This is a genomic window from Kitasatospora sp. NPDC006697 (genome assembly GCF_042869935.1).
Lineage (GTDB): Bacteria > Actinomycetota > Actinomycetes > Streptomycetales > Streptomycetaceae > Kitasatospora.
Window position 1 is genome coordinate 112,414 of record NZ_JBIAGU010000015.1, and the last position, 13,639, is coordinate 126,052.

At 76.1% G+C, this 13,639-nt stretch carries 3 protein-coding genes; 1 reads left to right on the forward strand and 2 read right to left on the reverse strand.

Annotated elements, in window-relative coordinates; genetic code table 11:
• Nucleotides 1-50: 50 nt before the first annotated feature.
• A complete protein-coding gene (locus ACFYNO_RS22155) occupies nucleotides 51-4,805 on the reverse strand; it encodes a type I polyketide synthase (protein ID WP_388014902.1) in 4,755 nt (1,584 codons plus the stop codon).
• The gene (locus ACFYNO_RS22160) at nucleotides 4,802-10,162 is read right to left on the reverse strand and encodes an SDR family NAD(P)-dependent oxidoreductase (protein ID WP_388014989.1); all 5,361 of its coding nucleotides are present in this window, start codon (nucleotides 10,160-10,162) and stop codon (nucleotides 4,802-4,804) included. The genes ACFYNO_RS22155 and ACFYNO_RS22160 overlap by 4 nt, the downstream gene beginning before the upstream one ends.
• A 613-nt stretch (nucleotides 10,163-10,775) precedes the next feature.
• On the opposite strand from ACFYNO_RS22160, the gene ACFYNO_RS22165 reads away from it, so the two are divergent.
• Nucleotides 10,776-13,592 (forward strand): AAA family ATPase, encoded by a 2,817-nt coding sequence (locus tag ACFYNO_RS22165; RefSeq protein WP_388014905.1) that lies wholly within the window; start codon nucleotides 10,776-10,778, stop codon nucleotides 13,590-13,592.
• The last annotated feature ends 47 nt before the right edge of the window (nucleotides 13,593-13,639 follow it).

The window sequence follows — 13,639 nt, forward strand, 5'->3', positions numbered from 1 at the left end:
AGGAATTCAGCCTGGCGTGCGGGGCGTGGTCGGCGGGGGTGTTCACGTCGTCACGCCGTGCCGAGCTCGTTGTCGATGAAGGCGAAGATGTCGTCGGCGGAGGCGTTCTCCAGCCGCCCGGCGACGGATTCGCCGCCCGCCGCGGAGAGCGTCCCGTTCAGCCCGTTGAGCAGCGCCTGCAGCCGGGCGGTGAACCGGCCCTGCTCGATCTCCTCGGCCTTGAGGCCGGCGAACGCCGCCTCCAGCCGGTCGAGTTCGGCCAGCAGGGCGTCGGCGGAGGCGCCCTCCGGGCCGTCGCCCAGCTCGCTGCCCAGGTGCTCGGCGAGCGCGGCGGGCGTCGCGTAGTCGAAGATCAGCGTGGCGGGCAGCGCCACTCCGGCGGCGGCGCTGAGCCGGTTGCGCAGGTCCACCGAGGTCAGCGAGTCGAAGCCGAGGTCGCGGAAGGCGGTGCTGGGCTCGATGCCGCCGGCCGCGCCGTAGCCGAGCACGGTGGCGGCCTGGGTGCAGACCAGCTCCACCAGGGCGCGGCTGCGCTCGCCGCCGGTCAGCCCGGCCAGCTTCTGCGCGAAGCCGTCGGGGACGGCCTGCTCGCCGCCGCCGGCCGCGGCCGGCGCCTGCACCTCGGGCAGGTCGGCGAGCAGCGGGCTGGGCCGGGCGGCGCCGAAGGCGGGCGCGAACCGGGTCCAGTCCACGTCGGCCACGGTGAGCGTGGTCTCGCCGCCCTCCAGGGCCCGGCGAAGCGCGGTCAGCGCCTTGTCGGGGTCCATGGCGCCGATGCCGAGGCTGCGGCCGGCGTCCAGCACGGCGCCGTGGTCGGCCATCCCGCCGCCGCCCCACAGGCCCCAGGCGATCGAGCAGGCGGCCAGGCCGGCGCCGCGCCGGTGCTCGGCCAGCGCGTCCAGCACGGCGTTGGCGGCCGCGTAGTTGGCCTGGCCGGCGCCGCCGACGGTGGTGGTGAGCGAGGAGAAGAGCACGAACGCCGAGAGGTCCAGCCCGGCCGTCAGCTCGTGCAGGTTGATCGCGGCCTGGGCCTTGGGCCCCAGCACGGTGGCGAACCGCTCGGGGGTGAGGGCGTCGAGCACGCCGTCGTCCAGCACGCCGGCCAGGTGGACCACGGCGGTCAGCGGGCGGTCGGCGGGGATGGTGGCGAGCAGGCCGGCCAGCTGCTCGCGGTCGGCCGCGTCGCAGGCGGCGAAGGTGGCCCGGGTGCCGGCGGCGGCCAGCCGCTCGCGCAGCTCGGCGGTGCCGGGGGCGGCCTCGCCGCGGCGGCTGGTGAGCAGCAGGTGCTCGGCGCCCTGCTCGGCCAGCCAGCCCGCGACCCGGGTGCCGACCGCGCCGGTGGCGCCGGTGACCAGCACGGTGCCGGTGGGCTGCCAGGGGGCGCCGGGGCGGACCGGGGCGTGCTGCAGGCGGCGGCCGAAGAGGCCGGACTCGCGCAGCACCAGCTGGTCCTCCTCGCCGGAGCCGGTGAGCGCGGTGGCGAGCCGGGCCAGGGTGAGCGGGCCGGGGTCGTCGGGCAGGTCGAGCAGGCCGCCCCAGCGGTCGGGGTGCTCCAGTGCGGCGACCCGGCCCAGGCCCCAGACGGCGGCCTGGCGGTAGCCGCCGGGGCGGGCCGCGGACTCGTGGGCGATGGCGTCCCGGGTGACGGCCCAGAGCCGGCCCCCGGTCCCGGCGTCGCCGTGCGCCTGGACCAGCGCGGCGGTCACCGCGACCGGGGTGTCCAGCGCCAGCAGCGAGAGCACGCCGTCCACTGCGCCGTGGCCGGCCAGCAGTTCGGCCAGGGCGACCCGGTGCCGGGCGTCGGCGGGCACGGCCAGCGGCTCGACCCGGTGGCCGCGCTCGCGCAGCGCGTCGAGCACGGCCCCGACCCACGGGTCGGCGGCCAGCTCCGCGGAGACCACGGCCAGCCAGTGGTGTGCGCCGGCCCGCTCCTCGCTGCCGGGCAGCATCCGCCAACCGATCCGGTAGCGCCAGCCGTCCACCGTGGAGTTGGCCTGCTGCTGGTCGTACCAGGAGGCCAGCGCGGGGACCAGCGCGGCCACCGGGGCCGGGTCGGCGACGCCGAGCGTGGCGGCCACGGCGGCCACGTCCTGCTCGCGCACCAGCTGCCAGAACTCGCCCCCCTCGTCGGCGCGTTGCGCCGGGGCGGCGGCCGCGGTGACGGACGGGGCGTGCTCCCAGTGCCGGTCGCGGCGGAACGGGTAGGTCGGCAGGTCGACCACCCGGGCGCCGGCGAAGAGCGCCTGCCAGTCCGGGCTGAGGCCGCCGGTGTGCAGCCGGGCGACGGCGGTGAGCAGCGCCCTGGCCTCGCCCTGGTCGCGGCGCTGGGCGGCGACGGCCTCGGGCAGCAGGTCCTGGGCCAGGCCGGCGAGCACCGAGTCGGGGCCGATCTCCAGCAGCCGGGTGACGCCCTCGGCGGCCAGCGTGCCCAGCCCGTCGTGGAACCGGACGGCCTCGCGGACGTGGCGCACCCAGTACTCGGGCTCGGCCAGCTGGTCGGCGAGCGCTCCGGTGAGGTTGGAGACCACCGGCAGCTCGGCCGGGTGGAACTCCAACTCGGCGAGCACGGACCGGAACTCGGCCAGCATGCCGTCCATCCGGTGGGAGTGGAAGGCGTGCGAGACCTTCAGCCGGGTGGTCTTCTCGAACTTCGCGGCGACCGCCAGCACGGCCTCCTCGTCACCGGAGACCACCACGGCGCGCGGGCCGTTGACGGCGGCCAGGTCGGCGCCGCCGCCGAGCAGCGGGGCGACCTCCTGCTCGCCTGCCCGGATCGCGACCATGGCCCCGCCGGCGGGCAGCGCCTGCATCAGCCGGCCGCGCGCGGCGACCAGCTTCACCGCGTCGGGCAGCGTCAGCACCCCGGCGACGTGGGCGGCGACCACCTCGCCGATCGAGTGCCCGCCGAGCAGGTCGGGGCGGATGCCCCAGGACTCCAGCAGGCGGTAGAGCGCGACCTCGAAGGCGAACAGGCCGGCCTGGGTGTAGGCGGTCTGGTGCAGCAGCTCGGAGTCGGCGTCGAGTACCAGCTCGCGCAGCGGCCGGTCCAGGTGCGGGTCGAACTCGGCGCAGACCTGGTCGAAGGCGCGGGCGAACTCGGGGAAGGCGTCGACCAGTTCGCGGCCCATGCCGGGGCGCTGGGAGCCCTGGCCGGAGAACACCACGGCGAGCCTGCCGGGCCCGGCGACGACCTGCGGCAGCTCCCGGCCCTCGGCCACCGCCCGCAGCCCGTCCAGCAGTTCGGCGGTGTCCCGGCCGACCACCGCGGCGCGGTAAGTGAGTTGGGCGCGGGTGGTGGCCAGCGAGAAGCCGGTGTCCAGCGGGTCCAGGGTGCCGGCCACGGCGAGCAGCCGGTGGGCCTGGTCCCGGACCGCCTCCGCGGTCTTGCCGGAGAGCACCCAGGGCACGGCCGGCAGGGCGGCGCGCGGCGCGGGCTCCGGCTCCGCCTCGGCGGGGGCCTGTTCCAGGATGGTGTGCGCGTTGGTGCCGCTGATGCCGAAACCGGAGACGGCGGCCCGGCGCGGCTGCCCGTGCTCCGGCCAGGGCATGGCCTCGGTCAGCAGCTCGACCTCGCCCGCGGACCAGTCCACCGCCGAGGTGCGGCGCTCGGAGTGCAGGGACTTGGGCAGCACGCCGTACCGCATCGCCATCACCATCTTGATCACGCCCGCGACGCCGGCGGCGGCCTGCGGGTGGCCCATGTTGGACTTGATCGAGCCCAGCCGCATCGGCCGCCCCGCGGGCCGGTCCTGCCCGTAGGCGGCGAGCACGGCCTGGGCCTCGATCGGGTCGCCGAGCCTGGTGCCGGTGCCGTGCGCCTCGACCACGTCGATCTGGTGCGGCGCCAGCTGGGCGTCGGCCAGTGCGGCCCGGATCACCCGGACCTGCGCGGGCCCGCTGGGCGCGGTCATGCCGTTGGAGGCGCCGTCCTGGTTGACCGCGCTGCCCCGGACCACGGCGAGCACCCGGTGGCCGTTGCGCCGGGCGTCGGAGAGCCGCTCCACCAGCAGCACGCCGGCGCCCTCGGACCAGGCGGCGCCGTCGGCGTCCTCGGAGAAGGACTTGCAGCGCCCGTCGGCGGAGAGCGCCCGGCGCTCGCTGAACTCGACGAACATCTCCGGGCTGGCCATCACGGCCGCGCCGCCGACCAGCGCGTAGTCGCACTCGCCGCGGCGCAGCGACTGGGTGGCCTGGTGCAGCGCCACCAGCGAGGCGGAGCAGGCGGTGTCCATGGTGACGGCCGGGCCCTCCAGGCCCAGGGTGTAGGCGATCCGGCCGGAGACGATGCTGCCGGAGATGGTGCCGCCCACGTAGTCGTGGTGCATCAGGCCGACGAAGACGCCGGTGCTGCTGCCCTTCATCGACTGCGGGTCGATGCCGGCCCGTTCGAAGGCCTCCCAGGAGGTCTCCAGCAGCAGCCGCTGCTGCGGGTCGGTGCCGGGCGCGTCCTTGGGGCTGATGCCGAAGAAGGCGGGGTCGCACTCGGCGGCGTCGTGCAGGAAGCCGCCGTGCCGCACGTAGCTCTTGCCGGGCTTGCCGACCTCGGGGTCGTAGAGGTCGTCCACGTCCCAGCCGCGGTCCACCGGGAAGCCGGAGACCACGTCGGTGCCTTCGCTGACGATCCGCCACAGGTCCTCGGGGGTGCGGATGCCGCCGGGGTAGCGGCAGGCCATCCCGATGATCGCGATCGGCTCGCGGTGCAGCTCCTCCAGCTCGCGCACCCGCCGGCGGGTGCGCTCCAGCTCGCTGGTGGCCCGCTTGAGGTAGTCGCGGAGCCTGTCGACGTTGGCCGGGTCTGCCATCACTGGACTCCAGATTCGTTGTCGATCGTCGCGAAGAGTTCTTCGTCGGTGGCGGTGTCGAAGCCGTCCGGCACCGCGCCGCCGGTGGTGTGGGTGTCGCGCCAGGTCCGCAGCAGCGCCTCCAGGCGGGCGGTGATCCGGGCGTGCGAGCCGTCCTGGTCGGGCAGGGCGGTCAGCGCGGCCTCCAGCCGGTCGACCTCGGCGACGGCCAGCCGGACCCGGTCGGCCGGTCCGGGGACCAGGGCGGCCTTGAGATAGGCGGTGAGCACGGCCGGGGCGGGCTGGTCGAAGACCAGGGTGGCGGGCAGCGCCAGGCCGGTGGCGGCGCCGAGCAGGTTGCGCAGCTCGACGGCGGCCAGCGAGTCGAAGCCCATCTCCTGGAAGGCCCGGCCGGGGTCCAGCGCGCGGGCCGAGCCGTGGCCGAGCACGGCGGCGGCGCCGTCGAGCACCAGCTCCAGCAGCAGCCGGTCGCGGTCGGCCTCCGGCAGCGGGGCCAGCCGCTCCCGCCAGCCGCCGAGCGGGTCGGCGCCGGTGGCGGCCGCGGCACCGGCGGCCCGGCGCGGGGCGGCCCGGACCAGGCCGCGCAGCAGCGCCGGGACGCCGTCGGCGCGGGCCCGCACCGCGGCGGTGTCCAACCGCATCGGCACCACCAGGGCGGGTTCGGCGCCCAGCGCGGCGTCGAACAGCTCCAGGCCCTGGGCGGCGGGCAGCGGGGGCAGGCCGAGGCGGCGCATCCGCTCCAGGTCGGCGGCGTCCACCTGGTCGGCCAGGCCGCCGACCTCGGACCACAGGCCCCAGGCCATCGAGACGGCGGGCAGTCCGGCCGCCCGGCGGTGGGCGGCCAGGCCGTCCAGGAAGGCGTTGGCGGCCGCGTAGTTGGCCTGGCCGCCGCCGACCAGCAGGCCGGCGGTGGAGGAGAAGAGCACGAAGGCGCTGAGCGGGAGCTCCCGGGTGAGCTCGTGCAGGTGCCAGGCGGCGTCCACCTTGGGCCGCAGCACCCGCTCGACCTGCTCGGGGGTGAGCGTGCCGAGCAGTCCGTTCTCCACCACGCCGGCCGCGTGCACCACGGCCCCGACCGGGTGGCGCTCCAGCAGGTCGGCGAGCGCGGTGCGGTCGGCGGCGTCGCAGGCGGCGGTGACCGCCTCGGCGCCGAGGGCGGCGAGTTCGGCCCGCAGCTCGGCGGCGCCCGGGGTGTCCGGGCCGCGACGGCCCGTCAGCAGCAGCCGGCGGACGCCGTGCGCCTCGGCGAGGTGACGGGCGATCAGCCTGCCCAGTCCGCCGAGGCCGCCGGTGATCAGCACGAAGCGCTCGGGGTCGAAGCGCGGCGGTTCGGCCGGCTCGGTGCGGGCCAGCCGGGGCACCTCCAGCGCTCCCCCGCGCACGGCCACCTCGGGCTCGCCGCAGGTCAGGGCCGCTTCGAGCCCGGCTACGCCGTCGGTGTCGACCAGCTGGAAGCGGCCGGGGTGCTCGGCCGCGGCGGCCCGCAGCAGTCCGGCCAGCGGGGCGTGGCCCAGCTCGCCGGCCCGGGTCAGCACGGCCAGCCGGGCGCCCGCGAAGCGCGGCTCGGCGAGGAAGGCGGCGAGGGCGGCGAGGGTGTCGCCGACGGTGCGGTGCACGGCGGCGGGCAGCTCGCCCTCGGTCACGGGCACCGGCAGCACGATCAGCTCGGGGGCGGAGTCGATCGCGGCCGGCTCCGGGTGGACCGGCACGCCGAGCCCCAGGCCGTCGGGTCCGCAGACCACGGTGGCGGCGGGCAGGGCGGCGGCCGGGGCGGGGTCGAGCGGGATCCGCTCCAGCCGGAACAGCGACTCCCCCGGCCCGGCGGCCAGCTGACCGGCCGTCACCGGCCGGGCCACCAGCGAGCGGACGGTGGCCACCGGCGCGCCGGTGGCGTCCGCCACGGCCAGCGAGACGGCGTCCGGCCCGGCCTTGGCCACCCGCAGCCGCAGTTCGCCGGCCCCGCCGGCGTGCAGGGTGACGCCGCCCCAGCTGAACGGCAGCACCGCCTGGCCGTCGGCCAGGTCGAGCAGGTTGACGTGCAGCGCCGCGTCCAGCAGCGCGGGGTGCAGGCCGAAGGCGCCGGCCGCGGCACGGGCGACTTCGGGCAGCGCGGCCTCGGCGAACAGCTCCTCGCCGCGCCGCCAGGCCGCGCGCAGCCCCTGGAACGCCTCGCCGTAGCCGTAGCCGGCCGCGGCGAGCCCGGGGTAGAGCCCGGCCAGGTCGATCGGCTCGGCGCCCTCCGGCGGCCAGGCCCGCAGGTCGAAGGCGGGCGGCTCGGCGGCCTCGGCCAGCAGGCCGGTGGCGTGCCGGCTCCACGGCGCCTCCGGCGCGTCGGCGGGCCGGGAGTAGACGGCGACGGTGCGCCGCCCGTCCTGCTCGGCGCCGACGGCGACCTGCACCGCCACCGCGCCCTGCTCCGGCAGCACCAGCGGCGCCTGGAGGGTCAGCTCCTCCAGCGCGGCGCAGCCGGCCCGGTCGCCGGCCTGCACGGCCAGCTCCACCAGGGCCGTGCCGGGCAGCAGCACCGTGCCGTGCACGGCGTGGTCGGCCAGCCAGGGCTGGGCCGGGCGGGAGAGCCGCCCGGTGAGCAGCAGCCCGCCGGAGTCGGGCAGTTCGGTGGCGGCGGCGAGCAGCGGGTGCGCGACGGGCTGCTGCCCGAGGCCGCCCGGGTCGCCGCCGGCCGCGGTGGCGTCCAGCCAGAGCCGGGTGCGCTGGAAGGGGTAGAGCGGCAGGTCGACCCGGCGCGGGCGGCGGCCCTCGAAGAGCGCGGACCAGTCGACCGGCACGCCGTCGGCGTGCAGCCGGCCCAGGCCGGTCAGCAGCTCCCGGGTCTCGGGCGCGTCGCGGCGCATGGTCGCGGCGGCCACCGGGGCACCGTCGACGCAGTCGGGTGCCAGCGCGGTCAGCACGGCGTCCGGGCCCAGCTCCAGGAACCGGCGCACGCCGAGTTCGGCGAGGGTGCGCAGCGCGGGCTCGAACCGGACGGGGCGGCGGACGTGCTCCACCCAGTAGTCGGGCGAGCCCAGCTCCTCGGCGCCGGCCAGCGCGCCGGTCAGGGTGGAGACCATCGGGATGGTCGGTGTGCCGTACTCCTGGGCCTTGGCGACCAGGGCGAAGCCGTCCTGCATCGGTGCCATCAGCGGGGAGTGGAAGGCGTGGCTGACGGTGAGCCGGGTGGTCCTGCCGAACCGGGCGGCGAGCGCCAGCACCGCCTCCTCCTCGCCGGAGAGCACCACCGAGCGCGGCCCGTTGACGGCGGCCAGGCCGACCCGCTCGTCCAGCAGCGGCAGCACCTCGGCCTCGCTCGCCCGGACGGCGGCCATCGCCCCGCCGGCCGGCAGCCGGCTCATGCCCCGCCCGCGCGCCAGCACCAGGGCGGCCGCGGCGGGCAGCGGGAGCACGCCGGCCACGTGCGCGGCGGCCAGTTCGCCGACCGAGTGGCCGACCACGTAGTCGGGGCGCACGCCCAGCGACTCCACCAGCCGGAAGAGCGCCACCTCGACGGCGAAGATCGCCGCCTGGGCGTAGTCGGTGCGGTTCAGCAGCTCCGGCTCGGCCTCGGTCACCCGGGCCAGCGGAATCTCCAACTCCGGGTCCAGCAGGGCGGCGACCTCGTCGAAGGCGGCCGCGAAGACCGGGAAGGCCCGGTGCAGCTCGCGGCCCATGCCCGGGCGCTGCGAGCCCTGCCCGGTGAAGAGGAACGCCAGCTTCCCGTCGCCCACCTGGGTGCCGGGGCCGAGGGCGGCCAGCAGTTCCTCGGCGCTGCCGCCGACGGCCACGGCGCGGTGCTCCCAGTGCGAGCGGGCGGTGGCCAGGGCATAGGCCGGCTCGGCCGGGTCCAGGCCGGGCCGCTCCGCCACCCAGGCGCGCAGGCGGCGCTGCTGCTCGGCCAGCGCCTCGGGGGTGCGCGCCGAGAGCAGCCAGGGCACGGCGTCCAGCGGCGGGGCGGTGGGCGGCTCCGGGGGCTCGGGCTCCGGGGCCTGTTCGAGGATGACGTGCGCGTTGGTGCCGCTGATGCCGAACGAGGAGACCGCCGCCCGTCGCGGCCGGTCCAGCTCCGGCCAGGGCTGATGCTCCGTCAGCAGCCGTACCCCGCCCGCCGTCCAGTCCACCCGGGCGGACGGCCGGTCCACGTGCAGGGTGCGGGGCAGCACCCCGTGCCGGATCGCCTGCACCATCTTGATCACGCCCGCGACGCCGGCGGCGGCCTGGGTGTGGCCGAGGTTGGACTTGACCGAGCCGAGCCAGAGCGGGCGGTCGGCCGGACGGCCCTGGCCGTAGGCCGCGAGCAGGGCCTGGGCCTCGATCGGGTCGCCCAGCGAGGTCCCGGTGCCGTGTGCCTCCACGGCGTCCACCTCCGCCGGGGCGAGCCCGGCGCCGGCCAGCGCCTGCTTGATCACCCGCTGCTGGGCGGGGCCGTTGGGCGCGGTGAGCCGGCTGCTGGCGCCGTCGGAGTTGATCGCGCTGCCCCTGACCACGGCCAGCACCCGGTGGCCCAGCCGCTGGGCGTCGGCCAGCCGCTCGACCAGCAGCATCCCGGCGCCCTCGCCCCAGCCGGTGCCGTCGGCACCCTCGGCGAAGGCCTTGCAACGGCCGTCGGGGGCCAGGCCGCGCTGGCGGCTGAAGTCCACGAAGGTCTCGGGGGTGGACATCACCGTCACGCCGCCGGCCAGGGCCAGCGTGCACTCGCCGGCCCGCAGCGCCCGGACCGCCCAGTGCAGCGCCACCAGCGAGGAGGAGCAGGCGGTGTCGACGGTGACGGCGGGCCCCTCCAGGCCGAAGGTGTACGCCACCCGGCCGGAGGCCACGCTGGCGGCGCTGCCGTTGGCGAGGTAGCCGTCCAGGTCGTCGGGGACTGAACCCAGCCGGGTGCCGTAGTCGTTGTACATGACGCCGACGAAAACGCCGGTCCGGGAGCCGCGCAGCGCGGCGGGGAGGAGGCCGGCATCCTCGAACGCCTCGTGGCTCGTCTCCAGCAGCAGCCGCTGCTGCGGATCCATCGCCAGCGCCTCGCGCGGCGAGATGCCGAAGAAGTCCGGGTCGAAGTCGGCCGCGTCGTGCAGGAAGGCCCCGGTCCGGGCGTAGGTCCTGCCGGGCCGGGCGGGGTCGGGGTCGTACAGCGACTCGACGTCCCAGCCCCGGTCGGCGGGGAAGTCGGTGACCGCGTCGGTGCCGGCGGCCACCAGGTCCCAGAGCTGCGCGGGTGTGGCGACCCCGCCGGGGTACCGGCAGGCCATCCCCACGATGGCGATCGGTTCGTGTGCGCGGTGCTCCGATTCGCGCAGCCTGCGCCGGGTCTCGCGCAGATCCGAAGTGGTTCGCCTGAGATAGTCCAGCAGTCGGTCCTCGTTGTTCGCCAACGTAGCCATCCGATCGGGATCGATGCCTTCGGAAACGCGGGATCCCGGCTCGTCGGTCCATGCCCCCGCCTTTGGGAGGCTAGGCAGCAGGGGTGTCGGGGTCACCCCCTACCGCCCCCTGGACCGGCCCGCGTCACTATCCGGCGGTTCCGATTCCCGCGACCAATGGCGGTGGCACTGACGCTGCGTCAGAGTGCGCCGGGCCGGGGCGGATCGCGGCACGGGGGTGGTCACCGATGGCGATGTTGACAACGTTGGCTGGCCCAACATACCGTCAAGTCGGGCCCGGGAAACGGAAAAGGGCCCCTGAGCAGCCACAAGTCCACGATCGGCCGACGGGTCCGGGCAAGCCGGCCGTTCCCGAGAGGTCTGGACCCATCCGAGAATTCCAGAGGGTGACGCCTGCCCCGCCAATCGACCCGAACATCGGCGCGGGCGGGCAGTGAAATTGATGACATGTACATGACTTGCAAATGACGAGAAGATTTCATCGCCGCTTTTCCACTGACTGCACCAGTGCGGCGAATGCATTCTCCTTGGAGACCCGCGGGGGCGGCGGACCCTGCGAGGTCCTATTGCGGTTTCCATTCAAGAATACTGGCCATGGGGGGTCATGGTGCGCCTTTTCGAACGCCACCGAGAGCTTGCTGCCCTGCACGACGCGTTCGCCGACTGCGTCTCCGGAGCCGGACAGCTCGTCATCGTCACCGGTGGCCCGGGTATCGGTAAGACCGAGTTGCTCCACGAGTTCGCGAACGACGCGACCGGAGCCGGTGCCCGGCTGCTGACCGTCGCCGGCTGCCCGCGAGAGCGTTCCCTGCCGATGCGGGCCCTGCGCGAACTGCTGAACAGCGGGGAACTCCCGACCGACGCGTTGGAATGCCCGTTGCCGCCCGGCAGCAGATTCGCCCCCGAAACCGTTCTCCGGTCCGTCTCCGAGACCATCCTGGGACTGGCCCGCTCGCGGCCGCTGGTCCTGCTGGTCGACGACGCCCACCTGCTGGACGCTCCGTCCCTGCACACCCTGCTCTTCCTGCTGCGCCGGATCCGGACCAAGCGGATCACCATGGTGCTGGCCGGCTGGGAGCAGTCCGCGCTGCCGGACCCGCTGCTGCACACCAACCTCAGCCGGCAGCCGCACCGCCGGGTCCGGCTGGCACCGCTCTCCGAGCAGGGCGTGGCCGGGATCCTCGCCGACCAGGCCGGCCGGCCGGTGCCCGCCGGGCTCGCCGCCCGCTACCACCGGGCGACCGGCGGCAACCCGATGCTGGTGCACGCCCTGTTGGACGACGGCGCCCAGTTCGGCGCCGAGCCGGCCGAGCCCGTCCCGGGCGTGGCCTACCAGCAGGCGGTGCTGGCCGGGTTGCGCGGCGGCGAGACCCGCCACCTCTGCGTGGCCCGGGCGGTGGCCGCGCTGGGCGAGCACGCCGACGCCCGCAACGTCGCCCTGCTGCTCTCCACCGGGCCCGACGCGGTGCAGGTGGTGGTGGACCTGCTCTGCGCCACCGGCCTGCTGGAGGGCTACCGGTTCCGCCTGCCCGCCGCGGCCGAGGCCGTGCTGAGCAGCCTGGACGCCGCCGACCGCTCCGCCCTGCACAGCCGGGTCGCCCGGCTGCTCTACCTGGACGGCGCACCCGTCCACCAGGTGACCGACCATCTGATGGCGGCGGGCCAGGTCGACGAGCCCTGGGGCCTGTCCGTGCTGCGCCAGGCCTCCGAGCAGGCGCTGGCCGCGGACCGGGTCGAGCAGTCCACCAACTACCTGCGCCTGGCGATCCGGGAGTCCCCGGACGAGCAGGAGCGGCACACCCTCTCCACCGCGCTGGCCCGGGCCGAGTGGCGGGTCAACCCGGCCGCCGTCACCCCGCACCTGGAGCCGCTGCACCACAACGTGCTCGGTGAGGAGCTGGACGTCCGGGACGCGGCCACCGTGGTGCGGCACATGCTCTGGCAGGGCGAGACCGGCCTGGCCGACCAGGCCGTGACGGCGCTGGCCGCCTCGCTCGACCCGGCGGACGCCCAGGTGCTGGCCGAGGTGGAGTTCGTCCGGCACTGCTTCTACGGGGTGCCCCGGGTCAGCCACCGCGGCGACCTGGCCAAGCTGGCCGCCCTGGAGCGGGCGACGACCGGCCCGGCCAGCTCGCTGTGGGCCACGGTGGCCCTGATGATGAGCGGCGACCTGAGCGCCGACGCCGTCTCGCAGGTGACCGAGGCGCTGCAGAGCGCCCAGGTCAGCGATCTGAAGCTGGAACTGACCCTCACCTCGCTGCTGGTGATCGCGCTCACCGGCCAGCCCGGGACGGCGATCGAGGTCTGCGAGGCGCTGCTGGCCGACACCGCCCAGCGGGGCTGGACCACCTGGCAGGCGCTGCTGCTCGGCACCCGGGCCCGGATCGCCCTGCTGGAGGGCGACCCGGCCACCGCGGCGGCCAAGGCCACCGAGGCGCTGGAACTGATGGACCCGCGGGCCTGGGGCGTGCTGATCGGCATGCCGCTGTCGACGGCGGTCTTCGCCAACACGGCGCTCGGGCGGCACGAGGCGACCGCCGAGCTGCTGCGGCGCAAGGTGCCGGACGGCATGTTCAACACCGTCTTCGGCGTGCACTACCTGCGCGCCCGGGGGCACCACTACCTCTCCACCGACCGGCCGTTCGCCGCCCTGAACGACTTCGAGACCTGCGGGCACCTGATGCGCGAGCGCAACCCGTACCTGCAGCCGCTGGTGCCCTGGCGCACCGACCTGGCCCAGGCCAACCTGCGGATCGGCCGGACCCGGGCGGCCAAGGAGCTGGCGGAGGAGCAGGTCGGCCAGCGCCACCCGCTGGGCACCCGGCTGCGGGCGATCGCCCTGCGGGTGCTGGCCGGCACCAGCCAGCCGCGGCACCGCACGGCACTGCTGCGGGAGTCCATCGACCTGCTGCAGGCCTGCGGGGACCGGCTGGAGCTCGCGCTGGCCTTCGCCGACCTGTCGGCCACCCACTACGAGCTGGGCGACTACGCGCGGGCCCGGCTGGTGGCCCGTCAGGCGGCGCAGGAGACGGGCGAGGCCGAGGCCCGCGCACCGGAGTCCGCGTCCGCCTCGGCTCCCGAGCCCGAGCCCGAGGCGCTGCCGGCCGCCGTGGCGGTCACCGACTCGGTCGCCGCGCTGCTCAGCGACGCGGAGAGCCGGGTCGCGGTGCTGGCGGCGCTCGGCTACACCAACCGCGAGATCAGCGGCCGGATCCACGTGACGGTCAGCACGGTCGAGCAGCACCTCACCCGGGTCTACCGGAAGCTGAACGTCACCCGCCGCACCGAGCTGCCCTCGAAGCTGCTGGGCCGGGAGATCCCCGCCCTCCCGGAGCAGCGCCCGGCGAGCGACGGGCGGGCCCGGCCGGCCGCGCTGTCGATCAGGGAACTGCCGCCGCTGTGGCGCCGGCTGGCGCTCTGACGGCTCGGGGACGACCCGCCCACCGGCGGGCCCTTTCGCTCTGTCCG